The 26179-nt window shown below is 32.8% G+C and carries 25 protein-coding genes; 4 read left to right on the top strand and 21 right to left on the bottom strand.

Annotation, left to right across the window (positions count from 1 at the left end; all coding sequences use genetic code 11):
- Positions 1-54: 54 nt before the first annotated feature.
- The 4 genes from HGJ18_RS01845 to HGJ18_RS01830 form a co-directional block, all read right to left on the bottom strand.
- Positions 55-261, bottom strand: coding sequence for a hypothetical protein (locus tag HGJ18_RS01845; RefSeq protein WP_002671933.1), 207 nt, complete (start codon positions 259-261; stop codon positions 55-57).
- A 267-nt stretch (positions 262-528) separates the two neighbouring features.
- Positions 529-1788, bottom strand: coding sequence for a S41 family peptidase (locus HGJ18_RS01840; RefSeq protein ID WP_253697411.1), 1260 nt, complete (start codon positions 1786-1788; stop codon positions 529-531).
- A 57-nt stretch (positions 1789-1845) separates the two neighbouring features.
- Complete coding sequence (locus HGJ18_RS01835) at positions 1846-2061, bottom strand: hypothetical protein (protein ID WP_253697410.1); 216 nt, start codon at positions 2059-2061, stop codon at positions 1846-1848.
- Between the two features lie 222 nt (positions 2062-2283).
- Complete coding sequence (locus HGJ18_RS01830) at positions 2284-3612, bottom strand: S41 family peptidase (RefSeq protein WP_253697409.1); 1329 nt, start codon at positions 3610-3612, stop codon at positions 2284-2286.
- A 335-nt stretch (positions 3613-3947) separates the two neighbouring features.
- Between HGJ18_RS01830 and efp the strand changes: the two genes are divergently transcribed.
- Positions 3948-4511, top strand: a complete 564-nt coding sequence (gene efp, locus HGJ18_RS01825; RefSeq protein WP_002677419.1) for an elongation factor P — start codon at positions 3948-3950, stop codon at positions 4509-4511.
- A gap of 63 nt (positions 4512-4574) precedes the next feature.
- On the opposite strand, the gene HGJ18_RS01820 is transcribed toward efp, so the two are convergent.
- A complete protein-coding gene (locus HGJ18_RS01820) occupies positions 4575-4823 on the bottom strand; it encodes a hypothetical protein (protein WP_495573978.1) in 249 nt (82 codons plus the stop codon).
- Positions 4824-4843: 20 nt separating this feature from the next.
- Here HGJ18_RS01820 and HGJ18_RS01815 point away from each other — a divergent pair, with 20 nt between their 5' ends.
- Together HGJ18_RS01815 and HGJ18_RS01810 are read left to right on the top strand one after the other, a co-directional pair.
- Positions 4844-5674 (top strand): TatD family hydrolase, encoded by an 831-nt coding sequence (locus tag HGJ18_RS01815; protein ID WP_253697407.1) that lies wholly within the window; start codon positions 4844-4846, stop codon positions 5672-5674.
- 32 nt (positions 5675-5706) lie between these two features.
- Complete coding sequence (locus HGJ18_RS01810) at positions 5707-6504, top strand: TIGR00282 family metallophosphoesterase (RefSeq protein ID WP_002693083.1); 798 nt, start codon at positions 5707-5709, stop codon at positions 6502-6504.
- Positions 6505-6539: 35 nt separating this feature from the next.
- On the opposite strand, the gene HGJ18_RS01805 is transcribed toward HGJ18_RS01810, so the two are convergent.
- The 16 genes from HGJ18_RS01805 to HGJ18_RS01730 all read right to left on the bottom strand — a co-directional run bounded on the left by HGJ18_RS01805 (position 6540) and on the right by HGJ18_RS01730 (position 25069).
- On the bottom strand, positions 6540-9959 hold the full coding sequence (locus HGJ18_RS01805) for a hypothetical protein (protein ID WP_253697406.1): 3420 nt from the start codon (positions 9957-9959) through the stop codon (positions 6540-6542).
- Positions 9956-11143, bottom strand: coding sequence for a DNA polymerase IV (gene dinB / locus HGJ18_RS01800; protein WP_253697405.1), 1188 nt, complete (start codon positions 11141-11143; stop codon positions 9956-9958). Before dinB ends, HGJ18_RS01805 begins: the two co-directional genes overlap by 4 nt.
- Before the next feature lies 1 nt (position 11144).
- The gene (locus tag HGJ18_RS01795; protein ID WP_253697404.1) at positions 11145-13094 is read right to left on the bottom strand and encodes a chloride channel protein; all 1950 of its coding nucleotides are present in this window, start codon (positions 13092-13094) and stop codon (positions 11145-11147) included.
- A gap of 11 nt (positions 13095-13105) precedes the next feature.
- On the bottom strand, positions 13106-13519 hold the full coding sequence (locus HGJ18_RS01790; RefSeq protein WP_002671946.1) for a J domain-containing protein: 414 nt from the start codon (positions 13517-13519) through the stop codon (positions 13106-13108).
- A gap of 3 nt (positions 13520-13522) precedes the next feature.
- Positions 13523-14662, bottom strand: coding sequence for an N-acetylneuraminate synthase family protein (locus HGJ18_RS01785; protein WP_253697403.1), 1140 nt, complete (start codon positions 14660-14662; stop codon positions 13523-13525).
- A 90-nt stretch (positions 14663-14752) separates the two neighbouring features.
- Positions 14753-15103, bottom strand: a complete 351-nt coding sequence (locus tag HGJ18_RS01780) for a NusG domain II-containing protein (RefSeq protein WP_002670373.1) — start codon at positions 15101-15103, stop codon at positions 14753-14755.
- Positions 15087-15998 (bottom strand): patatin-like phospholipase family protein, encoded by a 912-nt coding sequence (locus HGJ18_RS01775; protein ID WP_253697402.1) that lies wholly within the window; start codon positions 15996-15998, stop codon positions 15087-15089. The genes HGJ18_RS01780 and HGJ18_RS01775 overlap by 17 nt, the downstream gene beginning before the upstream one ends.
- Positions 15999-16042: 44 nt before the next feature.
- Positions 16043-16786, bottom strand: coding sequence for a glycerophosphodiester phosphodiesterase (locus tag HGJ18_RS01770; RefSeq protein WP_253697401.1), 744 nt, complete (start codon positions 16784-16786; stop codon positions 16043-16045).
- Position 16787: 1 nt separating this feature from the next.
- The gene (locus HGJ18_RS01765; RefSeq protein ID WP_253697400.1) at positions 16788-17582 is read right to left on the bottom strand and encodes a TPM domain-containing protein; all 795 of its coding nucleotides are present in this window, start codon (positions 17580-17582) and stop codon (positions 16788-16790) included.
- Between the two features lie 5 nt (positions 17583-17587).
- Positions 17588-18196 carry a LemA family protein gene (locus HGJ18_RS01760; protein WP_253697399.1) on the bottom strand — a complete coding sequence of 203 codons (609 nt, stop codon included), beginning with the start codon at positions 18194-18196 and terminating at the stop codon, positions 17588-17590.
- 71 nt (positions 18197-18267) lie between these two features.
- Positions 18268-21513 (bottom strand): leucine-rich repeat domain-containing protein, encoded by a 3246-nt coding sequence (locus tag HGJ18_RS01755; protein ID WP_253697398.1) that lies wholly within the window; start codon positions 21511-21513, stop codon positions 18268-18270.
- 33 nt (positions 21514-21546) lie between these two features.
- Entirely contained in the window at positions 21547-21774 is a 228-nt protein-coding gene (locus tag HGJ18_RS01750; protein ID WP_253697397.1) for a hypothetical protein, read from the bottom strand.
- A gap of 183 nt (positions 21775-21957) precedes the next feature.
- Positions 21958-23298 carry a glycine/betaine/sarcosine/D-proline family reductase selenoprotein B gene (locus HGJ18_RS01745; RefSeq protein ID WP_253697396.1) on the bottom strand — a complete coding sequence of 447 codons (1341 nt, stop codon included), beginning with the start codon at positions 23296-23298 and terminating at the stop codon, positions 21958-21960.
- Between the two features lie 32 nt (positions 23299-23330).
- A complete protein-coding gene (locus HGJ18_RS01740; RefSeq protein ID WP_253697395.1) occupies positions 23331-23741 on the bottom strand; it encodes a hypothetical protein in 411 nt (136 codons plus the stop codon).
- Positions 23742-23752: 11 nt separating this feature from the next.
- Positions 23753-24856 carry a hypothetical protein gene (locus tag HGJ18_RS01735; protein WP_253697394.1) on the bottom strand — a complete coding sequence of 368 codons (1104 nt, stop codon included), beginning with the start codon at positions 24854-24856 and terminating at the stop codon, positions 23753-23755.
- Between the two features lie 42 nt (positions 24857-24898).
- Positions 24899-25069 (bottom strand): hypothetical protein, encoded by a 171-nt coding sequence (locus HGJ18_RS01730; RefSeq protein ID WP_253697393.1) that lies wholly within the window; start codon positions 25067-25069, stop codon positions 24899-24901.
- Between the two features lie 432 nt (positions 25070-25501).
- Between HGJ18_RS01730 and HGJ18_RS01725 the strand changes: the two genes are divergently transcribed.
- Positions 25502-26176: an NYN domain-containing protein gene (locus tag HGJ18_RS01725; protein WP_253697392.1), complete on the top strand. Its 675-nt coding sequence runs from the start codon at positions 25502-25504 to the stop codon at positions 26174-26176.
- Positions 26177-26179 lie beyond the last annotated feature (3 nt).

Genomic DNA, 26179 nt, shown 5'->3' with positions numbered 1-26179 from the left:
AAATTCTTTGCGTCCTTAGCGGGCTCCGCGGTTAAATTAAGCAGTAAAAAAAAATCAACGGTCGTTTTTTTTATTATTTATTTTTTCAACGGCAAAAGCATAAAGAGGCCCGCCAATCAACAAAACTATGGGAATGGCTAGCAAATACCAGTCATATCCATAAAGTTTTTGCACACGAAGATAATGAATAAGACTTAGTATTATTATAAATGATAGTGACCATAATAAGCCTTTCTTAACATATAAAAAATATTTTTTCATATAACCCCCTTCTTGCAAGTATTTTTTAAAAACCATACTAAAATTTTAAGAATTATGCAATAAGACTAATTTTTCTCGGTTAAATTAATCATCGATCAAATAAACCGCAGCGCACGCCAAGCGTTGAGCTAACGCTCAACTTCACAAAGGGATAATTTAAGAATTGATTATAAAAACATCCTAAAAAATTCTTTGCGTCCTTTGCGAGCTTTGCAGTTAAATTAAACAGATAAAAACTTTTGCTCCATCAAAAGTTTGTCCTCTCCCCTAATTTGTCTTTTCCCCTAATTTTCTTATTTCTTCCAAACATGTCTCTAAAGCATCTTTACCTGGAAGATTATAAATATCGGGAACTGTACCTACTTCATCTTGGCAATAACCTTCAGTGTTTAGTCCGTAAACATAATCAAAAAAGAATATTAATCCGCTATTGGGTAAAACGAAGTGCATGGGGTAAAGCCCATTCATTCCTGCCCCACCTGTATTCTCTCCTACCAACACAGCAAAACCTATTCTTTTACAAGCACTTGCTAATTTATCGCTTGCAGAATAACATCCGTTATTTATAAGAAGCCAGAACTTTTTATCTTTACGAGGTTTATATCCCATAATCGGTCTTAAAGCAGCATATTCGGTTATAGCGTAAGCTTTATCATTTTTAATAGTTCCGCAATTTTGAATATTAGGTATATTTGATTTTTCTATAGACTCAATACTCTGATGGCGTGAACACATAAAATCCAAGTAAGGCTTTGTGTATTTGTTTTCATTATATAACACATAGCGCTTATAATAAGTATTTTCTTTTAAATGGGGTTCTATAAGAAGTAGAGCATCTTCATAAGCTCCACCGCCATTATCCCTTATATCTATTATTATATGTTTATAACCGGATGTTTCGAGAAAAAATTTATCTATTGTATCAAGATATTTTTTTCTTTGACCTATACCTGTAATTAAAAATGAATTTACCTTTATATAAGCTATTTTTTTATCTTCAATTATTTTTTGTGAAACATAAATTTCAGTCGGAGAATCTTTTGCAGGATACACAGAATGTCTAAGATTTAGTCCGGATTGTTTTGCAAAATTAGAATAAAAATTATGTACCAAAGAACGGTAATCATCAAAAAGTTTTGATGAAAAATTGCCGTCAAAATATGTAGAATAAGATACATTATTAGGGTATAAATGTCCAAAATATTTATCTGATGTAATAGCTCTGCAAAGCAGGTTATAAAACTCGTAATAATCTTTTTCGGTATAAACCTTTTCTAAATTAGAAAAGGAAGTTTCTTTTAAGTATTTTAAATCGACACCTTGTCTTTCACACACTTCAGTAAAAGGATAACCTATATAAATAAAATCCCAAAAATATTCATAATCAGTCTTCATTTTTTCAAAAGAAATAAACCGTTTCGGTTCTTCTTTTTTCTTCGATAATATTATAGCCGAAATAAAAAAAGCTGCTAAACAAGAATATAGTAAAAACTTAATAATGAATTTTTTATTAAAAGTTATTTTCATATTCACATCCTTAATGCTTGAGGTAAGAATATATAACCCCAAGCATAGAAACTTTAATTATCGGTTACCGGCATTTCCATTATTAGTATCATGACCTCCGCCGCCTTTCTTAGGATGGCCGGGACGCTTCGGATATCCCATTATACGATATTGTCCTGCATCATCAGGAGCAGGACCGGGCTTAACTCCCGGAGGTGTAGGGCTTCCTCCCTCAACCATTACCATCTCTGTTTCAGACACAGGCTGAAACCCTTTTCTTAATAAATTGTTCATGTAAACTCCTTTGTCTAGGCTCCTACACCTTAGCCTCAAATAAATTTTAGGCTAAGGTAGCATACTTTATTTAGTTTTAATAACCGCGGCGAACGCAAAGGAAAAAGATTACTAAGAAAAACAGTAGGTTTGTCTTAATGATAATCCATACCTCTAAATCAGGGGAGAAGAAAAACTTTTGCTCCATCAAAAGTTTGTCCTCTCCCCTAAATTTTTTATCTATCAATTCCTTTTTAGCTGACTTTCAATTAAATGTATTTCAGCTAAACAAGTCTCTAAAGCATCCTTATCGGGGAGATTTTTTATATGAGGAGATGTTCCCGTCTCACTGTTACATGAACCGTCAGGATTAAATCCGTAGCCCATATCGCTTTGAATGAGCATGTGACTCTGGGGAAGTTTTAAGTAAAGGCGATTTGGTAAAAGATTGAGACCCTCGCCTCCAGTGTTAGCACCGACTACTGTAGCAAAATTTATATAGGCATCATTTTTATATCTTGCAAAATACGCAAACTGATCTCCAGCAGAAATAGTATCAGGCCCTATCAATATCCATACTCTGCCTTGGAAATTTATTCTTTCTTCAGAAGGCCTTATAGTACGGACATAATCAATATATGAATCAAATTCTTTTCTATCTTCCTTATTTAAATTAGCAAAATCACTATCATCTATATTGTCCTTTGTTCCGAAAGGTTTTTCAAAAAAATTATCTTCAAGTATTTTATAAAATTTATTTTTACTGTTATAAGCAATTCGAATAAAATATTCAATAGGCTCTTTAATAAGAGGAGCAACTATATACTTGCGCCATAGATAGGAATGACCGCCTGAATTTTCACGCAAATCTATAATAAGATGTTTATATCCTTCAAAGGCTTTTAATATACCGGTTAAATTTTGGATATAAGCATCATGAGCTCCATAGGGTGAAAAACTTTTTACATTGAGATAAGCTATTGCTTTATCTTCAATTATTCGGCTTTCAAGCATTGCGGCATTTGCCTCGTCAAAGCTGCGTTTATCTACAGGTATCTCGACTCCATATTTTTTTTCTAAGCCTCCGAGCTTATCTTGTTTTAGAGATTGAACCATATTCATTACAGCTTTTTCATAAAAACGGTTTACTTCATCATCCGTATCGTAAATACGTGTGTTTTGAACTTTTCTTGTTTTAGTATCTGTTTGATTAGGGTCATAAATGCTTAGATGCCCTATCTGTCTATTGCCTGTTATTCTATTAAACATACCGAGATAAAATAAACAATACTCATATTCATTTCTAGGTTCGTTAAGACGATTCAAATACTCTTCCTTAATGGTTTTTAAATCGACCCCGGCTCTGATACATACATTTTTAAAAGGATAACCGTTTTCAACGAAGTCCCAAACATAGTCAAAATCATCTTGCATCTTTTGTTTAGGCATAAAAGTACCTTTATATAAAGCATATTCTTTTTGATACGGAATATAATAAATAAAGATAATACAAGCTGAAATTCCGGCAAGAAGTAAAACTGTTATGAGTGTAAATAATGTTCTTTTATTCATATAAAGCCTTTTTTTTATAGACTGCTAGACCTATAAGCAAATAAATTCAATATTATTTTCTATAAAAAAGTATAGCATACTTTATTTATTTGTCAACTAATGTTTATAAATATGTTTTATTTATTTTTAATAAACCGCAAGGAACGCAAAGAACCGCAAAGACTATTAAAGGTTTGGCTATAAAAATATCCTAAAAATTCGTTGCGTCCTTTGCAATCTATGCAGTTAAAGCTGAGAGCTAAAAGATAAATTAACGAAAAATTTTTAAAATCAAGACTCTTGCATAAAAACATCAAAAATGCTAAAATATCGCACAATTTTAAATGAGGTGAAAAATGATTAGAGGCGGAGATATAGCTAAGGGCACGGTTTTGCTCAATAAGGGAACTCCCTATTTAGTTGTTGAGAGGGAATTTGTCAACCCCGGAAAGGGCGCGGCCTTTGCCCGTGTTAAAATGAAAAATCTGAGAGACGGTTCTGTTTTGATGCAGACTATCAAAACGGCAGACACCGTTGAAGATGCGGTAGTAGATACACACAAGAGTCAGTATCAATACAAGGACGGCGACCAGTTTATGTTCATGGATACGGAGAGTTTTGAATCCATTTCCGTACCCGCCGAAACAATAGGCGACAAGGAACATTATCTAAGAGAAGGCGATGAATACGATATTCTCATCTGGGAAAACGAACCTATCGATGTAAGGATTCCCACAAAGATGATTTTTATTGTAGAGCAAAGCGAAAACTATATAAAGGGAGATACCGTTTCGGGAGCAACAAAACCCATAGTTACCGAAACAGGTCTTGTAGTTCGTGTTCCCCTATTTATTAAACAGGGCGAAAAAATACTTGTAAACACCGAAACTAACGAATATCAGGAAAGAGTTAACAGCTAACCTTTACGGAAAAGGACGGTAATTACGAGACTAAGCCATAATTACCGTCTTATTAAATGAAGCCTAAGCTACGACGGAAGCTGCTTCCGAAAGCTCGTGAATGTAGCCTGTGCGGATGCACATATCAAAAAGATCTTTTTCTATAAAATCTTCACTTACCTTTTGATAACCCTCTTTATCCATACAAATACGCAGGATGTATCCGGCATCGGTTTCTTGCAAAATAGAACAATATGAGGCATCGCCTTGAGTAGTTTTTATCGAATATAATTTCATACTTTCCCTCCGTATAGTACTATTTTCGGTATACAAAATAATACCTTTAGTATATAATGACTCCCATGTATACCGATGCCCACGTTCATATTTTAGATACGATAGAAGAAATAAATTCTCAAAATATAGAAAATCCGATTTTAAAAACCTTTGATAAGGAGATATTTTTTTGTGCTTCTGCAAATGAAGCCGGCCGTTTTGAAATTCAAGAAAAAATATGCAGAGAAAATTCCGAACATTTTATCCTTTCTTTCGGCATACACCCTCAATGCCCGATAGAAGACGAAATACCATATTTAGAAAAACTTTTAACCGAAAAAAGAATAGCAGCTATTGGAGAATGCGGTTTTGACCTCTTTGACGAACATTATAAAAGCACATTAGAAGCTCAAAAAAAAGTATGGAAGGCCCAACTGGGTTTTGCCCAAAAATCTAATCTCCCCATAGTTGTACACTGCCGAAAAGGAATGCACCTCATATTCGATGATGTAAAAACTCTAAACAAAATAAATGCGGTTATCTTCCACGGATGGGCAGGCTCCGTAACGGAAGCAAGGTCATTTCTAAAAAAAGGAGTAAATGCCTATTTTTGTATCGGTAAGGGCTTGCTCCGAGGACAAAAAGCTCAGCTTGAAACGGCGGCAACTTTAGAAAAGGATAGAATCTTAACCGAAACCGACGCCCCATACATGAGTCTAAAAGAAGAAAAATTTTCACTTCCTACGGATATAAAAAAAGTGTTTTCGGTTTTTACAAAATTAAGGTCACAAACCGAGGGACTTTCAAACTATGATGGAAAAACTTATAAAAATTATGCGGAAGAATTAAAAGATTCAATCTTTGAAAATTTTAAAAAAGCATATAGTATCCGTTTTGACGGCAATTGATTTTTTTTTAATCTTATTCTAAAATAAACCTTATGAAACAATTTATAAGAATTTTTATGGGCGGAGATGTTTGCGGCAACTTAGGTCTTGAAACTTTGCAAAAACATTTGCCCTTGATAATAAAAAAAGAAAAAATAGATTTTTGTGTGGTAAACGGAGAAAACACGGCCCACGGTGTAGGAATAAAAGACGATCAAACGGAAGCCTTTTTTAATGCAGGCGTTGATATTATAACCGGTGGAAATCATACTCTGGAAAGGTTTGAAATCCGTATGAATTTCGGCAAAGACAAAAGAGTTTTGCGGCCTCATAATTTTCCATTTGCGCAAGGTTCAGGTCTCGCCATTATCGAAAAAAACGGAATCAAATACAGCGTAATAAATCTTCAAGGAAGAGAAAACATGAGAGCTATCGACTGTCCATTCCAGTCCATTGATTTTCTTTTCTCTTCACAAAATGAAAATAATTTATCCGAGTCGATTAACATCATAGACTTTCATGCAGAATCCACAATGGAAAAAGAAGCTCTGGCCTTCTACGTTGACGGCAGGGTTTCTGTTTTTGCAGGAACTCATACTCATACCCAAACGGCGGACGAAAGAATCTTACCGAACGGCACAGCCTATATTACCGACCTCGGAATGATCGGCGCCAAGGAGTCCGTAATCGGAGGAAGTCCTTTTACCGCGATTACAAGAACAAAGAGTCAGGTACCTCAGCGTGTAGAAGTGCTTGAAGACGGAGTTGCAATATTTTGCGGTCTAATCGCAGAAATAGACATCGAAACAAAAAAAGCCGTTTCGATAAAAAGAATCCAAATCAGCTCATAGAGCATCATAGGTACGTTAAACAAATACTGAAACTTTTAAAAATCTACTTTTCCTGAAATTCCTGCATTTATGTTGAGTAAAAAAGAATTCGATGTTGTAGAAGCCCCTTCCAATTCTGCAAATATTTTTATCTCGCCATGAGAACCTATCTTTGTAGATTGTAAATGCTTAAAAGAAAACTTATAGTTAAGTTTTGGTAAACTCTTATTTTGCGAGAACTCCACAGAAAGTCTTTCTTCCCTGCTGTCGGACAGAGGTATTTTTGAAAAAGTTTCTATTATCAAACGGGGAAGAGATGTTCCACCTTTGTAAGAAAAAATCAAGCTGAATTTTTCTTTCCATTCATCCGTTAAAAATTTTTGCATACCTATTTTTGAAGCCGTATATAAAAATTCGTTTTCAAAACCCAATCTATTATTTGAGTTAAAGAAAAAATAAAGACTATGATTTGAATTAAAGTTAAATTTAAAAAAGTCTTTTCCAAACGAAAAGCCGAATTTATAAAGCCGGTTTAATTCATCTTCATCATAAAAATCGAACCAACTAAAATAACCGTATTTACCTGAAATATTTAAAGCCGTATACCTAAAAGAAAAATCAAGTCCGTATATATTGCTTTGTCCGGAATTTAATTGAGAAGACTGTACTAATCTTGATACAGCCGTACCGAATTCCAAGGGAGTATATACATCTTTAATAGTCCCGCTTATCAACCTTGAAAGGTTAAACCCGTAAGAATTAAAGAAGCTGTAAAATAAGTTTTTATTCTCGGTTTGAATCTGACTGTTTATTTTTTGGTCAAACATATCATAAAAAAACGGTTTTGAAAAAAGCCAATATTGTTCGCCTAGGCCTGTAAACAAAGAATTCAAATCTAAGGCATAGGATTCAAGTTTTTCAGCTTCTATAGCTTTTTTCTCTTTTGTAACTTTCCTTTTTATAATCGGTGAAAAAAACATTTTGCCGGTATTAAATGGTATGGAAATTTCAATACCCGTTTCATCACCGGATTCTTTTTGCTTTTTATTTTGAAAATTCGTTTTTGAAAAAGCTTCAAAATTTAAACCCGATAACCTGATACCTGTTTTATCTTCTTCATTTGCAAAATAATTAAATAAAAATTTTATATCTGCGGTTCTGTTTTCGGCATTTTTTTCACCCGGCGAATACATATCGATTAAGCTTTTTTTCCATGCCTCATCATAAGATAAAGATGAAGGATTAAAAATAGTTTTATATTTTTGTCCCACGGAAAAATTTATCTGAGTATATATTGTTCCGAATTTTGCCTGAGGAATAATAGGTGCAATTGATGTAAATATTTTTTGAGACGTATAGTCTTTATTGTAATCAATAGCGGTAATATAATTTACATCTATATATTTTTGAAAATCTATTTTACATTCACGCCTTAATATAGAATCATATATGTTAACAAAAAAATCTTCTGAAGCACTAAAAAAATAAATCGGTATTATTACGGAATGACCGTAACTTTCAATAATATTCAATCCCGATTTTTTTGATAAAAAGTCAGCCTTTAAAGATATCAAGCCTGCCAATTTTATCTTCCAAATATCAAGAGCGGCATTAGTTTTTGTATGAAGATTTAAAGATGTTTTATTGCTTATAAAATTTTCTTCAAAATTAAACAAAAGATTAGAAAAAATAGGCACATCATTTTTAGAATATAAAGACCCGGCAAAACTATAATTAAAATATGCTTTGTTTTGAAAAGAGTAAATTTGTTCTCTTGCCTTTTTATTACGATCAACATCGGCTTCAAAGCCTACGGCTGTTCCCGTTTTTATTTTTTGATTTTGATAATCTATACCGCTTGAAAGTTTATATATATCAATAGGATTAGTTTTATTCGTATTTTCCCAATCGCCGGAACCTGCAAAAAAGATATTCAAACCTTTAACCGGCTTCCAATGTGCTCCTGCTGCAAACCTTGTAGTACCGGAATCCGAATATGTCAAACCTTCCTTCCATTGAATTTCTATAATATCATTTGAAAAAACAGGTTCATTTATTGTCAAAGTATGATTAGATTCATTATAAGAAAAGTTAAATATCCTTATTTTATTTTTTAAAACACGAATACTTCCCGGAATAGCCGTATCCGGCAAAATAAAACCCGCCGTTGGCGTATAATTTTTACATAATATTTGTAAACTTAGATCGGTCTCATCGGAATTGTCAGGAAGATATATCTTATAATCCGTCTTGCGGAAAGGAAACATTTGTTGAGGATTAATAAAATCATAATCCTTACTTGAATCCAAAACCTGAACAAATTGTAACTTTTGAAAACCGCTTAAAAAATTATCGGTTGTTTCTATATTCGCAGTAAAATCATTATTGACGCTCTGATTATGCGTATCAACAACGGATATGGAGGAATCGCCTTTGACTTGAGGTTCATTATACCGCGATGCAATTTCAAAGGGCGAAAATTTTTTCTCTTTTAAAATCAAACAATCTTTACCAAAAATAGTTTTTTTATAACCGATAACATTATAAAGAATAGAAGAAACCACTTCAGTTACCGCAGGAATAGAGCCCAAGATTGAAAAATAGGTTTTGACATTATCTAAATGCTTATTTGCAGGATTGTTCATATCAGCAGGATTGCTCTCTAAATCAAAATAATTTATAGCCACTCCTTCGGGGTAAGATTTTTTTAACGATAAAACTTTTAAACGAGGGTCAATCGAAAATTCATCAGGACTTAACGGCCGCCATTGTGCTCCTGCAAAATCTTTAACAAAAACCAAGACGGGTTTTCCATATAGGCTATCTACAGGTATATAAAAATGTCTCGCTCTTTGCCAAGCATTAATCGAAATTTTATTTTCTATAACTTCCGTACTGCCGTAATATGTTTTTGAATTATATTCGGAGCTTTCATATCGAAGCATAGCATCGGCATTCCATTTATCCCCTGCAAAAGTCCCCATGATACCGGGACTTATGAACTTACCGCCTCCCGTATTTATATACCCATAATTAAACGGAAATTTTATATTACTATTACCTGCACGAATATGTTTTATAGGAGAATCTTCTTTTCCAAAATAACCTAAAGCTAAAGTACTTTTTTTATAATCGTCTTTATAAAGAGTTTCAAAATAAAATGCATTGTTCAATAACAGCAATAACGATAAATTGGCTTTTTGTTTAAATACGCCTTGAAAAGAATTTACTTTTGCATAACCGTCAAAAAATTCAAAGCTTGAAAGTCCTAAAAATTCAAGATCCCAAAATCCGTCCAAAAAAAGAACAGTATTTTCTTTATCGAAATTTTTAAAATATTGACCGGCCTTATTTTCTCCTGTTCTATTCTTAATTAAATCAATACCAAAATCTACATTTGGGTTTTCATCATTTTCAAAACCGTGTGCAAAGCTTAACAAAAAAATACAGAACGCAATTGAAAATATTTTTTTCATTCAAGGCCATCCTTATCTTTTTTTAAAAGACGCGCAGGCTTTAAAATATTCTTTCCCTCTTTTTTTGTAAGGGCATACATAGTTTCTTCAATCTTTCTTTTTTTTATATTTTTTTTGCTGTAAAATAATTCTGTTTGTGCTTCGGGAAGATCTGATTCAATATTCATAATGCATAAGCCCAGCAGCCTTATGGGCGTTTTATTATCGAATTTTTTGTAAAAAAGCTCTCTTGCCCGCTCAAACAAATCCTGAGTATCGTTAACAACCGCTCCTGTCAATTGAACTGAAACAGTAGTAAAATCATTATAGCGTATTTTTACTGAAACGGTTTTCCCTTTTACCTTCTCATCAAATATTCTATACATAAGCTCAGATGCAAGATAAAACATAACATCATCTATCTCAGCATGAGAAAATAAATCATGCTCAAAAGTTCGCTCCGTACTTATCGAATGAGATTTGACATCGTCGCTAAAAACATCATAAAGCTCCCCCCGTACAGCCCGGAACAAAAAACTGCCGGATGCATTTCCTAAAATACTCTGTAAAAGATGTTCGCTTGAACTAAAAATTTGGGGTACGGTAGTCAAACCTGCAGCAATAAGTCTTTCTCTGGTCTTTCCCCCTACTCCCCATACATCTTTTAAGGGAAGACTTTTCATAAAATCAATTTCTTCACCGGCAGGCACAATAAAAAGTCCGTCAGGCTTTGAGCGTCCGGATGCTATTTTTGCAATATATTTATTTTGAGCACAACCCACAGAAACGGTTAAACCCGTTTCTTCCTTTATAGTCTTTTTTAATAGAAGTGCGGAATTTTTAGGCATGCCGAATATTTTTTCCATTCCCGTCATATTTAAAAATGCTTCATCTACGGAAATTTGTTTTATTTCGGGAGTAAAATCTTTAAAAATAGACATAACTTCTTTTGATTTTTCATGATACCGATCCATGCGGCCTCTTAAAAATATACCGCTTGGACAAAGTTTTCTAGCCTGTAAAATAGGCATCGCTGAATGAACTCCAAATTTTCTGGCCTCATAGGAACAAGTTGAAACAACACCTCTTTCAGATTGGCCGCCGACAATTACAGGTTTACCCATATACTCCGGATTATCAAGCTGTTCAACGGAAGCGAAAAAGGCATCGATATCAACATGAAAAAAAACTTTTTCTGTCGCCATCTTAAGACTCCGCTTTGGGCAGCAAATCAAATTCTTTTATAACATGAAAAATGATTTTTTTATTCTTTAAATTATCGTTTAAAAATTCAAAATCAGGATTTAGCGGATTGTCATAAAACCATGCAAGAATTTGTACATGCAATACGGCATTTTTCTCTCCCGAAAATTTTATAGAAAAAGGTTCCGTCAAGTTAATAGGCGAAATAAATTCCGCATTCTTTCCTTCATTTGATTTTTTAAAATCCATATTTGCTTCATAAACCGGGAATCCGGCACTGCGGCTTATAATAACCTGTATAACTGCTGCTTTAATAAGCGGATTTATATTCACTTCGCCTATAATACGCTCAAGATAATTTTGTGTACGGGCCTGAACTTTTATAAAATCTTCTTCCTTAATATCTGATAATCGATAAAGCTCGTTATCGTCATCTATTATTTCGGTTTCATTTTTTATATCGGAAATAAAAGAGATATATTGATGACCATTTTCAATATTATATAAAACAAATTCCTTTTTATTTTTCGGGTGCAAAAATGACGGATAAGTTAAAATCAAACCAATAAAAACGAAGGTAATCAATGTTATTGATCCTATAATCTTGTGGTACATATATTTTATCCCCGGCCGTTCTTTTTTTAACTGCATAAATAACCGTATAAACATTAACATATATGGGAGGATAAACATTGCAGCCAACGTATTATTTGCATAAAATAAAATATCAATAAGATTGTCTTTAATAAATAACACATCCTCAAAATAATAAACCAACAATAAGATATTTAAAATAAGGAAGAGTATTTGAGCGAATAGTCTTTTAAAATGATAAGAAAAAAAAGATAAAATATAAATTTCCAATACTATAATTGCCAATGATAAATCTACTCGCGAAAAAATAAATATATTAAAAAAACAAGCGATACTTGCCAAGTACCCATAGATAAAAATATTATTGGGCAGTTTTAAATATCTGTTTACATATGCAAATAAAGAAACTATTATAATGGAAAATAATATTTTTAATAAAATAGCCGTGACAGGCAGAAATTTAATAGAATCTTGAAAACCGAATTTAATAGAAAATAAAAGGGTTGTAAGATATTCCCCCATGTATAGGGCAAATAAACTAATTATAAAAAAGAAAACAGGAACTCGCCACAACAACAGAAGATCCCTTATATTCTTTTCTCTTCTTTTGTCGAATAAGAAACTGAATATAAAAATATAAAAAAGGCCTAATAAAGTTACTCCTATTACTAAAAGCACTAATATTTTTTCACTTATAACTCTAAGACCAAAAAAATTTTTTATATTATAGTGTTTATCCCATTCCGATGAAATCCCTTGGGTGTAAGTATTTATTAAAGAGAGTAAAACAGGGCGTATATCGGCTCCATAAGATATTTTTATCGCAGGGATATCTTCTTTTAAATACTCTGCCAACATATTATCACTGATGATACCAAGACGATAAAGGATAATATTATTATATTTAAAACCGACGGGAATATTCTGCTTTTGTAAAATAGCCTGTAAATCTTTTAACATCCATGGAGGTGAAGTCTTTTTTACAGCCCCTACACTTAATACGGCTCTATCGGAAGGACCATCCGATAAAACGAACACAAGGCGTGATTTACTTTCATTTATTTTTGAAATAAGTTTTTTTGTGTTTTGAGATTCTATTATATTGATACTTTCAGGCAGATCAGGAAAATCATTATCGGTAATTGCAATTATAACACTTATTTGGAGAGGTAATTCCTTTAGCTCTTTTGCAAAATTTTCTAAAAGTTCTGTAGAAAAGGTTGACTCATTATTTTGGTTCCTTGCAGCAGTAAAAACAATTATGTCTTCACTTTTAGGTCCCAGCTCATAAATAGTATTTTCGGAATACACAGTCTGCAAGAAAAAAAATAATAAAATTAAAAAAAAAGCCCTTTTCAATTTGTAAACCCTTATGAGTTTAAGTCTTTTTCGGATAAAATCTTTCCTGTCTTAAACCAAGTTTCTATTTTACGATAAGAATTATTTATGCGTCTTATTATCATATTTGCTTCAGCCTGCTTTGCAGGCGAGCTTTGAACATCAGGATGATGCTTTTTTATTAAACGCTTCCATGATCTTTTACATTCATCAAGAGGCACTCCCGATAAAACATTTAAAACGGCAAAATCTTCTATAAGTTCAGGAGGAACAGGAATTCTTAAAGCCTCTTTATTTACTTTAGGCGGCGGCCGCCTCTCCATCCGTCCTCCAATTGTACGGTAGCGTCCGGTTGATCTTTGAGCAGCCGCTTCAAAAGGATCGTCATCAGAGGTAAGAGCATCCCGTAAAATATTCCCCATATCATTATAATAGTTTTTACTCATATCTTATTTCCTTGTAAGAAAATCTTCCATTAATAAGCCTTCACCGGACTTAACGGCTCTTTGTAAAACGGCTCCAATAAAACTATCGAACATCTCAGGAGCCTCCCCCGGCGATAAAATTTTTTCCGTTCTTAAAACGGCAATATCCTTATCGGTCATTACATCTCCCTTTTTTAAATCGTGAAGATAATGAATAGATCTGTTTGTACGGCCGTAGTTTTTAGTTTCAGCCGGACTCAATTTTTTTTCTCCCGATCCTATAACTTCGTTTATAAGCTCAAGGGAATAGTTTAATTTTGTTAAGCCCTCTATAATTTCATCATAAGTTTTTTTAGAAAAGGAATTTAAGGCGGAGCACATTTTTTTAAACATATCAGGTTCTAAAGCAACAGGATCATCCAAGCCTTCTTCTTTACGGGAAAGACAGATATGTTTTTCTATTATAAAACCGCCTGCTGCGAGCGTTAAGACCGGAACTAAAATCGGATCTAAAGAATGATCGCTTACTCCGCATGAAATACCGAAGATACGGCTCAAGTTTTTTATTACCGAAACATTGTATTCCTTTTCGGGTGCGGGATAAGATGTAATACAGTGAAGCAAAGCCAGAGGCAAATCCTTATTTTCAGAACGTAAAAAACTGACAGCCTTTTCAATATCTTTTAAAATGGAAACCCCGCTCGATAAAATCATAGGGATATTAAAACCAGCGCAGTATTTTAAAAGCTGTACATAATTAAGTTCTGGTGAAGCTATTTTTATAAAATCGGGTTTTAATGCGGCAAGTTCTTCAGCAGATCTAAGCCCGAAGGGGCTGGCCGAAAACAAAAGTTTTTTTGATCGGCTGTATTCGGCAAGCTCTTTGTAAAAACTTATAGGAAGTTCCAAACTTTTAAAACGATCATATAGAGGAATTTTTCCCGTAGGCAAATCAACATAGCCCGTATTCGGATGAAGAATTTCATCGGCATAAACAATTTGAAATTTTACAGCCTTTGCTCCAGCTTCCGCAGCCGCATCTATTAAATTCATTGCTTTTTGAATAGATCCGTTATGACTTGTTCCTATTTCGGCAATCGTAAGAGGATTTTCTACTGAAAAAATTTCCGAACCGAGTTTAAAGTATCCGTATTTCCCGCACATAATATGGAAAATATTACATCAAATCTTAAAAAAAAACAAGGGAGCCGATATGCTAAAATGCCGGCATATTAAAAAAACATTAAGAAAGCTTTATTTTTTCTCGACGGATAAAAATACCTTATTCGGCAGGCAGGCATTCCAATCACCGTGATTTTTTAATTTCGGAGCCGTTATACAGGTTTTATTCGAGCAAGTTGAGCTGACAACAAAGGCTTCATTGTTTTCAATTCTTATACTTACAGGCCCTGTTTCACCCTCAACAACAAAAGATATATCCGTATCCATAGGGTATATCCAATCTCCTTTTGGTGTCCGCACCGATAGATAAAGAGTAGAGCTGTCTGCCGAATATATAAAAAGAGCTGTCGAAGTTATAAATACAATAATTACAGCAAGTATTATAACATCAAGAAGCCTAATTCTTTTAAAAAACTTTTTCATTTTTCAGCCTTTTAGCAGTTTTTTTGGTCATGCGCCTACGGTTCAAAAAGCCGGAAAGTCCTTTTTGGAAAAATTCAAGAAGCTCTTTTTTATTATTCATAGTTATGGAATATCCCATTTGAATTTGTGAGAGCGGATCCGAAAAGTCATGAGAAACTGTGTCGGTATCAATATCAAGGATATGGGTTGGAGTATTGCATACACTATAATCGGATCTTATCGCAGCCACTTCCAAACATCTTGTTAAAACTGAAATTGAAGAATCCAGATCATCATTATTTATCGTCTTAAAAGTCCCAAGCGTTACAGCCAAGATATTTTTAAAACCTTTCTCCTTGGCAATCCAAACAGGCGTATTGTTTTTTACACAACCGTCTACAAAAAGTTTTCCGTTATAATTAAACGGAGCAAAAAAACCGGGATAGGAGTATGAAGCTCTCATCGCATCAGCCAAAAAGCCCTTATCAAAAACTACTTCATTCCCTTCACATAAATCGGTTGCATTACAATAGAAAGGAATCTTAAGCTGATCAAAGGTTTGATAACAGGAAAGTTTTTTAAAAAGAGTTAAGCTCCTTTCACCGGAGTCTGCTCCCTGATGAGAAATTAAATTGTTTAAACTTGCACCTATTTGTAAAAACCTTGTCAGCTTAGTCAGCCCAAAACCCAAATGCGATACATCAAGATAATCGGTCAATTCAAAATTTTTTGAAAAGAAAGAAATCATCTCATCTACGGTCATGCCTGAAGCATAGAGCCCGCCGATAATTGCTCCAATGGAACATCCGACAATACAATCAGGAAGCGGATATTCCAATTCTTCAAGAGCTTTAAACATTCCAATATAGGCAAGGCCCTTTGCGCCTCCGCCCGATAAAACCAATGCCCATTTCATAATATAATTATATCTATATTTTAAAATTTATACTAGAGGAACCTTTATAATAAAGCGGCAATCTTATCGGGATAGTCCGTTATAATCGAATCCAAACCTGTGCTTAAAACTTGGGTATAGTCCGTTTGGATTGAGCCGAACCAAGCATTGACCCTAAGATCTTCATTATGAAGCTCATCTACGAATTCTTTTGTAAGCCTATATGCAGGGGGATGATAACATTCTACGCCGTACTTCTTTAAATACGCGGCCGGGTGCAAATCCCAAGAATCAACCAAAAAGCCGCATACAAGAGAAGAATCTATCTTTTTCATTCTCAAAACACTTTCATGATTAAAAGAAGAAATTATACATTTGTCTTGCAGATTATATTTCTTTAAAAGAGCATATACCTTTTCTTCTATTCCAGGATATTCAAAGACACCTGTCTTTAATTCGATGTTGGAAATAATATCCTTATTCTTTATAAAATCAAAATACTCTTCAAGAGAAGGAATCTTTTCATCCAAATGTTTTATTCCGCTTGCAGCTTCCGAACTTTTAAAATTTGCTGCGGCATTTATCTTTTTTAAATCTGCAAAGGAAAAATCTTTTACAAGACCTGAAGCATTACAGGTTCTATCCAATGATTCATCATGAATAATAACGGGTACACCGTCGGAAGAAAGATGAACATCAAACTCTATACCGTCAACACCCAAGTCCGCTGCTTTAGAAAAAGCAAGCATCGTGTTTTCGGGATACTTACTTCTGAAACCTCTGTGAGCAAAATTAAGAACCTTACTCATACTACCAACCTCCCGAGGCACCGCCTCCGCCGAAGCTGCCGCCTCCTCCTGAAAATCCTCCGCCCGAAAAACCGCGGCCTGACGATCTTCCCATCGAACCGCCGAAAAAGGAACCTCTTGAAGATGATCTTCCGTTAAAAGAACGCCCCGCTCTGCCGCTTCGGGAAAGCAAGTAGAATATCCAAAAAAGCCCGCCAGGAGAAAATTTTGAAATCATAAGATAGACAAAAAGAAAAAACAATAAGGCTTGTGGGAATCCGCCTTCATCATCTTCATCTGAGACAGCGATTTCTTTTAATAGGCTTTCGTCTTCTGAGGCATAAGCCGCCATGGCCTTAATTCCGTCATAGATTCCTTCACCGTAATTACCCGAACGGAATTGAGGAGCGATAAAGTTTCGGATTATTTGACCGCTTCTGGAATCGGTTAGATTTTCTTCAAGACCGTAACCTACTTCAATACGAAGCTTTTTATCCTTAACTGCAACCACCAAAAGAGCGCCTGAGTCTTTTTCTTTATCACCCAACTTCCATTCTTCGGCAACCTGCATAGAATAATCTTCGATAGATTCGCCTTCTAAGGACGGAATTATCAGAACCGCTATTTGCACTTTAGACTTTCGATCCAAATCCAAAAGAAAATTTTCTATTTTTTCGAATTCACTCCTCGAAAGAATTCCGGCCTTATCAACTACAGGGCCGGAAAGCAAAGGAACGGCTAAGCCGAAAGAATTAAAATTATAAAAGATAAAAAAACATAAAACAATTATCTTTTCTAAGATTTTATCTTTTTGCATACTCTTTAAAAGTTGACTTTAGGAGCGGTCGATGCTTGATCATCAGCCTTAAAATAAGCCTTTTCTCTAAAGCCGTTCATGTTTGCAATGATGGAACGCGGGAATTGTCTTATATAAACATTGTATGATTGAACGGCTTCGTTATATCTTTTACGTTCAACGGCAATACGGTTTTCCGTTCCTTCAAGCTGGGTTTGTAAATCCATAAAATTTTGATTTGCCTTCAATTCAGGGTAGTTTTCGGTGATAACCAACAAACGCTGTAAGGCTGATCCAAGTTCACTTTGGGCCTGTTGAAATTTTGCAAAGGATTCCGGATTATTTAAAATCTCATCGGAAACCTGCATAACCCCGCCGGCCTTTGACCTTGCTTCTGCGATATCCGTAAATACCTTAGATTCATGGCTTGCATAGCCTTTTACAGTATTTACCAAATTAGGAATTAAATCAAAACGTCTTTGATAAACATTTTCTACCTGACTCCATGCAGACTTTACACCTTCTTCTGCTTTAACAATAGAATTATATGTTCCTACAAAAAAATTATATAAGCTGAAAGCCAAAACAAGAACAACAGCCACAATAATCAATCCGATTTTTAAACCCTTACTCATAACGCCTCCATAAATGCTAAAATAAGTTATATTTAATTTAACAAATTACAAATAAAAAAACAAGAGCTTAATCAGACATCTTCATATAAAGTCCATTTTTCCTTTTCATGCATGTATGAGCAATTGCAGTCATAAACATTCCAGCCTTTTAGATTTGCGGATTTTACCTGCTCCGTTGTACATAGGTTTTCATTTTCGGAAGAAGGCTTAGCACTGTTTTTGATTATAAGCGAGCCTTTAAGTTCGGCAGACGAAACTGCATCTGCCTCGTTAAATGCCGAGTTTCGGTTTGTCTCTTTGTTTACCGAAACATCGGGTAAGGATGAAATAAGGGCATCCATTTTACTGCCTCTTATGCCGTTAGCATAGCAAAAAACAAGATTCAAAAACTTATTATTTTTTATATTAAGCCTATCAAGTCCCGTACGGCTGTAAGATAATTCCGTTAAAACCTTATTTTTACTTATATCAAGACTTGTAAGCTTATTTTCATCACAATATAATTCAATTAAATTCAGATTTTTACTTACATCAAGTTTTGTAAGTTTATTTCCATGACAATACAATTTAGTTAAAGCCTCGTTTTTGCTTACATCAAGTTCGGTAAGCTGATTTTCATCACAATATAATTCAATTAAATTCAGATTTTTACTTACATCCAGTTTTGTAAGTTTATTTTCATGACAATATAATGTTATTAAAGCTTCATTTTTGCCTATATCAAGTTCGGTAAGCTGATTTTCATTGCAACCGATGATCAGCAAGTTCATATTACTTGTTAGATCTAGTTCTTTCAATCTATTGTTAAAACAAGCTAAATGAATTAAATCTATATTATTACAAATTATAAGCTCTTCTATTTTATTATCACTACAGACTAATTCTTTTAACCTTACATTCTCACATAAATTAAGAGAATTTAATAAGTTATTCTCACACCAAAATTCAGTCAAAGAAATTAAATTAGAAATATTTAAGTTTTTTATTTTATTTTCACCACAACGTAAAATTTCTAATTTCTTATTTTTACTTACACTAAGTTTAGTTAATTGATTTTGCACACAATTTAGTTTAGTTAGATGTTTATTTTTGCTTATATCAAGCTTAGTAAGCTGATTTTGACCGCAATATAATTCAGTTAAAGCTATATTTTTACTTACATCAAGTTCTGTGAGCTGATTATCCCAACAAATTAATTCGGTCAGAGATTTATTTTTGCTTACATCAAGCTTACTTAACTTATTTTTGGTACAATACAATTTTAATAAATCAGTATTTTTACTTATATCCAGTTCAGTCAGCTGATTTTCATGACATCCTAATTCAGTCAATGCAATATTTTTCCTTACATCAAGTAAGGTAAGCTGATTTTGACTACAACCCAATTTTAGTAAATCGATATTTTCACTTACATCAAGTTCTGTGAGCTGATTATCCCAACAACCTAATTCTGTCAGGGATTTATTTTTGCTTACATCAAGACTCGTAACTTGATTTTGATTACAATATAATTTAGTCAAAACCAGATTTTTACTTACATCAAGTTCCGTGAGCTGATTATCCCAACAAATTAATTCGGTCAGAGATTTATTTTTGCTTACATCAAGCTCTTTAAGTTTATTTTGACTGCAATATAATTCAGTTAGAGCTATATTTTTGCATATATCAAGACTTGTAAGTTGATTTTGAATGCAACATAATTTTATCAGAGACATATTTTTACTTACATCCACTTCAGTCAGCTGATTTGCATCACAGTATAATTCAGTTAAAGCTATATTTTCACTTACATCAAGTTTGGTAAATTGATTTTCACTGCAATCCAATTTAATTAAAGCTGAATTTTCACTTATATCAATACAGCTAAGTTGATTTTCCCAACAATATAATTCAGTCAAAGCAATATTTTTACTTACATCCAACTTGTAAATAGGATTTTCAATACAAAATAATCTCTTTAAGTTTTTATTCTTACTTACATCAAGAAATTCAAGTTTATTTTTATTACATTCTAAGATTTCTAATTTTTTATTTTCATTTAAATTAAGCTCGTTTATTTCATTTTTATAGCAGTATAATTCAGTCAATGCAATATTTTTGCTTATATCAAGCGCAGTAAGCTGATTACCACAACAACCTAATTCAGTCAATACCTTATTTTTATTTACATTAAGCTTCTTCAATTGATTTTCACTGCAATCCAATTTAATTAAAGCTGAATTTTCACTTATATTAATACAGCTAAGTTGATTTTCCCAACAGTACAATTCAGTCAAAGCTTTATTTTTGCTCACATCCACTTCAGCCAGCTGATTTTCACTACAATCCAATTTGATTAAAGCTGAATTTTCACTTATATCAATACAGCTTAGTTGATTTTTCCAACAGTATAATTCAGCCAAAGCTTTATTTTTACTTAGGTCAAGTTCTGTCAGCTGATTTTCACTACAAGATAATCTTTCTAACTCTTTATTTTTACTTACATCAAGAAATTCAAGCTTATTTTTATTACATTTTAAGATTTCTAATTTTTTATTTTCATTTAAGTTAAGTTCGTTTATTTCATTTTTATAGCAATACAATTCAGTCAATGCAATATTTTTGCTTACATCAAGTTTAGTAAGTTTATTTTCATTGCAATATAATTCAGTTAAAGCTATATTTTTACTTACATCAATCTTGCTAAGCGGGTTACCCCAAGCGTATAATTCAGTCAAAGCAATATTTTTACTTACATCAAGTTCTGTGAGGTGATTTTGGCTGCAATATAATTTTGTTAGAGCAGTATTTTTACTTACATCAAGTTCCGTAAGCTGATTTTCATCACAGCCTAACTCAGTCAATGCAGTATTTTTACTTAGATCAAGCTTTATAAGATTATTTGTTCTAAAACTTAACCAAAGCAGTTTTTTATTTTTACTTAAATCGATGGTTTCAAATTCATTAAACTCCAAAAAAAGCTTAGTTAAAAATAAATTTTTTCTTAAATCAAGCTCTTTAAGTTTATTTTGATTACAGTTCAAAAAAGTTAAAGAAGTACAGCCTTGGGTATTTAGGGCTTGGATTTCATTATTTCCACAATAAAATTCGGTTATTTTACCTGTAAATATGACTATATTTTTTTCGGGATGTAAAATGATTTCTTCATCATTTGATATTTCTTTTTCGGCACAGCCTTCTACCTGTATTTTACTTTTATCGTCTGTTATTGCCTTAATTTTTATTTCTTTTTTACCTAATGGTAAAACAATAGAAATCCCGTTTTTAACTAAAGGAGCAGATAAGATATTTTTATCTTCAATTACGATTTTCTTCATAGATACTCTCTTTTTAAAATAAACTTAATTCATCTATTGTAAGGCATGTTTACCTGTCGGGGAAGCCTTGCATCTTTCTCCATAGCTTGTAATAAGTTTTCCGGCTATGATTCTAGGTTTTTCGCCGCAATACACACAGACAGAACCGTCGGATAAGGCTACGTGTTTTCCCGTTTGACTTGCCTTACAAACGCCCCCGTAGGAACTGATTAATTTTTCTCCCGAAGAGCGGATATCCTGTCCGCAAAATCTACATTTCATAAATCTTCTCCCATAAAAACTTTTTGCAGCAAATATCAATTTGCAAAAAAAGTTTTTCCCGTGTTTTTGCAACGAAGTGAAAAAGCACATATAATAAAGCGACGTTTGCCGAAAGGCAAACTCGGCAGATAAACAGTGAGGCTGTATTTCTGCCGAACTGTTTATCATACCTCCTTTATGTTTTTACAACAAATCTATCAACTCTTTTTTCTTTGCCTTGTACTCATCCTCATCTAAAATACCTTTATCAAAGAGTTCTTTTAGTTTCTTTAAGCGGGAAGATATGTCATCTACATCATTTGATTCATTTTTATATTCTATTTGTAAATTATCTTCTTCAAAGTCTTCTTGAAAGGCTTTTTCAGAACTCCATCTATTAACTACAATAGAATTTATAGAATCAGTAAAATCAAATGTTTCTATGATGCGATTCATAGAGGCTGTAAATTTTGCTTCAATTTCATCATACTCTGTATTATTACCAAAAATACCTCGGACACCATCAGCTATACAGTCAACCCATCCTGTTTCAGGATTTGAAATTATATTTTTTGCACTATGAGACAATCCTTTTACCAGACCATCAACAACCATGCTTGCACCTGAACCAACAAATTCTTTAATAAAATTTTTAGCAGGCTCTTTTAATGCTTCTAAAGCAGCTAAAACTTCATTTATATCATTTTGCAGAGCCTCTTCAAGCCAATTTACTTCTCTATTAATAAGCCACTTATCAAGACTTGAATCTTTTAATTCGATTATTAATGCTTCTCTATATTTTTTCTCATACCATTCTTCAATAACTTTAAACTTCTTAGAAATTTTTTTTATAAAACTTCCATCGGTAAAAATTTCTAAAGCCGCATAAGCTTTTGATTTATCACCATCCAACAAACTATCATTAAAACTTTCATAAGCATTAGACAGTATATCAAAAACTTCGTTTAGATGTACATCTAATTCATCCCGCCATGAAGCTAGGAATTCTTCAACTTTATTCTTATCACCGGCATTATCTATATTATCATCTTGTAAAATTACTAATCTATTGGATAAAATATATTTTACTTTATTAGCTATTTCAGGAATTGCATATCTCATACTTGCAGCACTATTGCCTGTTTTTACTATGTGCATAAAATGTTTAAATTCATCATACAACGGATTTTCTTCACATAAATCACTAATGACAGAAATTTTCATCCTATGAGCAAGTTTTGAAATTTTTCCACAGGCTATTCCATAGGAAATATTATTAAGAGAAGGTCCTGCTATAAAAACATCCGGATTTATATTGGTAAAAATATTCTCAATAAATTCTAAACACTCATTTTCATTTTTACTAAAATAATCATCACCACAAATAATTGTTTTTATAATTTTACCGGTATCACCAATGGCTGTTTGAATTCCAATACCCGGGCCTATAGCTCCATCAACAACTTCAATTTTATAATCAGCCCTATCTTCTCCACCTTTACCGGCAAAAAATTGATTTACATAATGAATAATAATTTTACTCATTTTATTCTCCTTATATATAAGTTTTATGTATTTTATTCCGTACCGGAACTTTTTTTATAGCCTTGAGATTTTAAAAGCTCTAAATAACTATGATTCGGATAAAATTCGCTAAGCTCATCAAAGGCTTTTTGAAAATATATTTTACTTTCAGTATTTTTACCCAGTTTTGCTAAACAGTCCGCATATAGATAAAGATCAATTCCGTCTATCCATCCCTTATTAATTGCAATTTCAAATTTCGATAATGAAAGATCATATTTCTTTACATTATATGCGGTATGTCCGGCTCGCAATGTAACCGATACCTTGGGCTTGAGTTTTGTTTGTTCTCTTATTTTTAGTGTTTTTGAATCAGGCGGGATTAAATAATCTTTTGTCTTAGTGTATAAACCGCACGAAGTAAACAATATACTGCAAAGTAAAAATAATATAATTTTTTTCATCTTAATCTCCTTTAATATCTATACATTTTAGCAAGTTCAATAAAATATTGATCATTTACATTATACATCCATTCGGCCTGTAAAATTTGATACTTTTGATAGGCTCTATCACTTAACTCTGTAATACCTTTAAATCCCATGCCGGATAATCCTATCAAGAAAACTATAATCAATAATTTAATTAAAAAATGTAAATTCAAAAAACCGAAGTGAAAATTAAATAATGGGTAAAATAAAGCAGATTCACCAAATGATTCCAACCAGCCGTCACCTGCAATCCAATTAAAAACAACAAAAAGTGTAAACAAGGATAATAAAATTGATGCACCTATCAATGTATATTTAAGCATCATATTCTCTTTAAAATCGGGAAGAGGTTTTAGAACAGGACTATCGGGATCAAGCTCTTTTAATTTTTTACTTCTGTCATCAGCACGGATAATAAGTTCATCTTTATAGCGTAGGATTAATTCACCTAAAAGAGCTTGATTACCATATATAGAATGATATTTATGAAGTTTATCGGATAAATTGAGTAAAAATTTATAAAATTCATCCTCATATTGCTCAATCCGTTGCGATTTTCCAAACCAATCTATAACCTTTGAGAAAAAACCGCCTACATTACTCATTAAATTTTCAAACATTTCAATTCCTAAGTCTGAAGACAATAGAACCGATCCTGTTTTTATTTTTAACAGAGCCGACGACGATTCTGCTACAAGATTACAAGCATTTTTTAAGAGCTCCTGCCCTGTCTTGCTCCATTTGTCTTCTTCCCAATGCAGTTTTGCTTCCATAAAAAAGACCATACTGTTGGTCATAATTGCAGCACTGCGTTGATACTCTTCTTTTTCTTCAGTACTTTTAGCTTTCTCTACGGCTTTTTTTAAAGAATCAAGCATTAGATCATAAACACTGCAAGATAAGCTTGGACTATTAATTGCGTTTAAAACTTGAAGCTGGGCATTTAGAGCATAAGCCAAAGCCGTATCACTGTTTTCATTTTCTTTTACCTCAGCTAAAAATCCTGACAATTGCTGAATTGTGCTTATGTTTCTACTTTGTAAATCGGCATCAAATTGTTCAGCATTTTGTGATAATTCATTATCCATATCATTACCTCATAAGTTATATATTGTTAATTAAAAAAAATACTATTGCTTTGCACAAGCAACAATTTTATACTTTTTTGTACTTGTCGGAATATGGGTTGCTAAAAATTTTTGTTTAGCTTCCATTACGGAATTTGCACTTACAGTTGTATTTGCAGTTCCGATAATCTTTCCGTTTTGAATAGTTTGTACTACCAATCTGTACGAATTCATTGTTCCACCTCCATATATTGACGGTATCTATTTTCAAGTTTTTTTTGAGAAAAAATAAAATATGTATTGTAGGTATTAAAGAGGATGATTGATTGATTGATTGAGCAAAAAGCGTGCCAAGTAAATATACAAAGCGGCATAGGGCTTTATAGAATTGTACCAAGAGAATCCATTACTATAAGACACAATATGCACGTTCATAAAAGTATACTACCATAAGAACATAAAAAAAACAAGTGCGGATTTGAATTTTTTGTACTTTTTTAATATTTTATCCTTACAAAAGAACTAAGAATGCAGATTTTTCAGCCACTGCCTTGACAAAAAGCAAATATTATAGTATTATAATAATAGCTAAACGCAACGCCCTTTCTTTCTTGAGGGGTAACAGACCGCTCATGTAGCGGTCTTTTTTTATGGATGGAAGACAAAATGCCTGATAAAAAACGTATTACTTTTTATGTTGATGGTTTTAATTTTTACTATGGTTTAAGAAGATCTGAAACAGCCGATAAAAAATGGGGAAATGCATATTGGATTAATATCGTAAAATTATTTCAAGGCTTTATATCCAATGATGAAGTTATTGAAAAAGTTATTTATTTTACCGCTACACCTTTGAATTCGCAGAAAAGCAGCAGACAAAGTGCCTTCTTAAATGCAAATAAGATACTAAATACTAAACAATTTGAGATTGTACGGGGTAAATATCTTGAGAAACATATACAATGTCCTTACTGTAACAGTGATATATCAAAACCTGAAGAAAAGAAAACGGATGTAAATATATCCATACGGATGATTAGCGATTGCATAAACAAAAGCACTGATTCATTAGCATTAGTAAGTGCAGATAGTGATTTAATACCTCCGCTTGAATTAATCAAGGAAAATTTTCCATCTATGAAAATAAAAGTACTATTTCCGCCATCAAATTATAGTAATGATATTGCACATCTGCTTGCAGCATGGAATAAGAAACCTATTTTAATGAAAAAAAGCTACAAACGATTTGAAAATTCTATTATGAATGATTGTATAAATATAAATTCAAAAAAATATGAAATTCCCAAAGAATGGAAATCAAAGCAAACTAAATTTTTATAATAT

It is taken from the genome of Treponema denticola (genome assembly GCF_024181405.1).
In the GTDB taxonomy this organism is placed as follows: domain Bacteria; phylum Spirochaetota; class Spirochaetia; order Treponematales; family Treponemataceae; genus Treponema_B; species Treponema_B denticola_D.
Note: the sequence above shows the minus strand (reverse complement) of the source record. Positions and strands in the feature narration are given on the sequence as shown.

Excerpts from the sequence above, each read along its gene's own strand:
- HGJ18_RS01845 (WP_002671933.1), bottom strand. The coding sequence starts at position 261 with ATGAAAAAATATTTTTTATATGTTAAGAAAGGCTTATTATGGTCACTA.
- HGJ18_RS01840 (WP_253697411.1), bottom strand. The coding sequence starts at position 1,788 with ATGAAAATAACTTTTAATAAAAAATTCATTATTAAGTTTTTACTATAT.
- HGJ18_RS01835 (WP_253697410.1), bottom strand. The coding sequence starts at position 2,061 with ATGAACAATTTATTAAGAAAAGGGTTTCAGCCTGTGTCTGAAACAGAG.
- HGJ18_RS01830 (WP_253697409.1), bottom strand. The coding sequence starts at position 3,612 with ATGAATAAAAGAACATTATTTACACTCATAACAGTTTTACTTCTTGCC.
- efp (WP_002677419.1), top strand. The coding sequence starts at position 3,948 with ATGATTAGAGGCGGAGATATAGCTAAGGGCACGGTTTTGCTCAATAAG.
- HGJ18_RS01815 (WP_253697407.1), top strand. The coding sequence starts at position 4,844 with ATGACTCCCATGTATACCGATGCCCACGTTCATATTTTAGATACGATA.
- HGJ18_RS01810 (WP_002693083.1), top strand. The coding sequence starts at position 5,707 with ATGAAACAATTTATAAGAATTTTTATGGGCGGAGATGTTTGCGGCAAC.
- HGJ18_RS01805 (WP_253697406.1), bottom strand. The coding sequence starts at position 9,959 with ATGAAAAAAATATTTTCAATTGCGTTCTGTATTTTTTTGTTAAGCTTT.
- dinB (WP_253697405.1), bottom strand. The coding sequence starts at position 11,143 with ATGGCGACAGAAAAAGTTTTTTTTCATGTTGATATCGATGCCTTTTTC.
- HGJ18_RS01790 (WP_002671946.1), bottom strand. The coding sequence starts at position 13,519 with ATGAGTAAAAACTATTATAATGATATGGGGAATATTTTACGGGATGCT.
- HGJ18_RS01785 (WP_253697403.1), bottom strand. The coding sequence starts at position 14,662 with ATGTGCGGGAAATACGGATACTTTAAACTCGGTTCGGAAATTTTTTCA.
- HGJ18_RS01780 (WP_002670373.1), bottom strand. The coding sequence starts at position 15,103 with ATGAAAAAGTTTTTTAAAAGAATTAGGCTTCTTGATGTTATAATACTT.
- HGJ18_RS01775 (WP_253697402.1), bottom strand. The coding sequence starts at position 15,998 with ATGAAATGGGCATTGGTTTTATCGGGCGGAGGCGCAAAGGGCCTTGCC.
- HGJ18_RS01770 (WP_253697401.1), bottom strand. The coding sequence starts at position 16,786 with ATGAGTAAGGTTCTTAATTTTGCTCACAGAGGTTTCAGAAGTAAGTAT.
- HGJ18_RS01765 (WP_253697400.1), bottom strand. The coding sequence starts at position 17,582 with ATGCAAAAAGATAAAATCTTAGAAAAGATAATTGTTTTATGTTTTTTT.
- HGJ18_RS01760 (WP_253697399.1), bottom strand. The coding sequence starts at position 18,196 with ATGAGTAAGGGTTTAAAAATCGGATTGATTATTGTGGCTGTTGTTCTT.
- HGJ18_RS01755 (WP_253697398.1), bottom strand. The coding sequence starts at position 21,513 with ATGAAGAAAATCGTAATTGAAGATAAAAATATCTTATCTGCTCCTTTA.
- HGJ18_RS01750 (WP_253697397.1), bottom strand. The coding sequence starts at position 21,774 with ATGAAATGTAGATTTTGCGGACAGGATATCCGCTCTTCGGGAGAAAAA.
- HGJ18_RS01745 (WP_253697396.1), bottom strand. The coding sequence starts at position 23,298 with ATGAGTAAAATTATTATTCATTATGTAAATCAATTTTTTGCCGGTAAA.
- HGJ18_RS01740 (WP_253697395.1), bottom strand. The coding sequence starts at position 23,741 with ATGAAAAAAATTATATTATTTTTACTTTGCAGTATATTGTTTACTTCG.
- HGJ18_RS01735 (WP_253697394.1), bottom strand. The coding sequence starts at position 24,856 with ATGGATAATGAATTATCACAAAATGCTGAACAATTTGATGCCGATTTA.
- HGJ18_RS01730 (WP_253697393.1), bottom strand. The coding sequence starts at position 25,069 with ATGAATTCGTACAGATTGGTAGTACAAACTATTCAAAACGGAAAGATT.
- HGJ18_RS01725 (WP_253697392.1), top strand. The coding sequence starts at position 25,502 with ATGCCTGATAAAAAACGTATTACTTTTTATGTTGATGGTTTTAATTTT.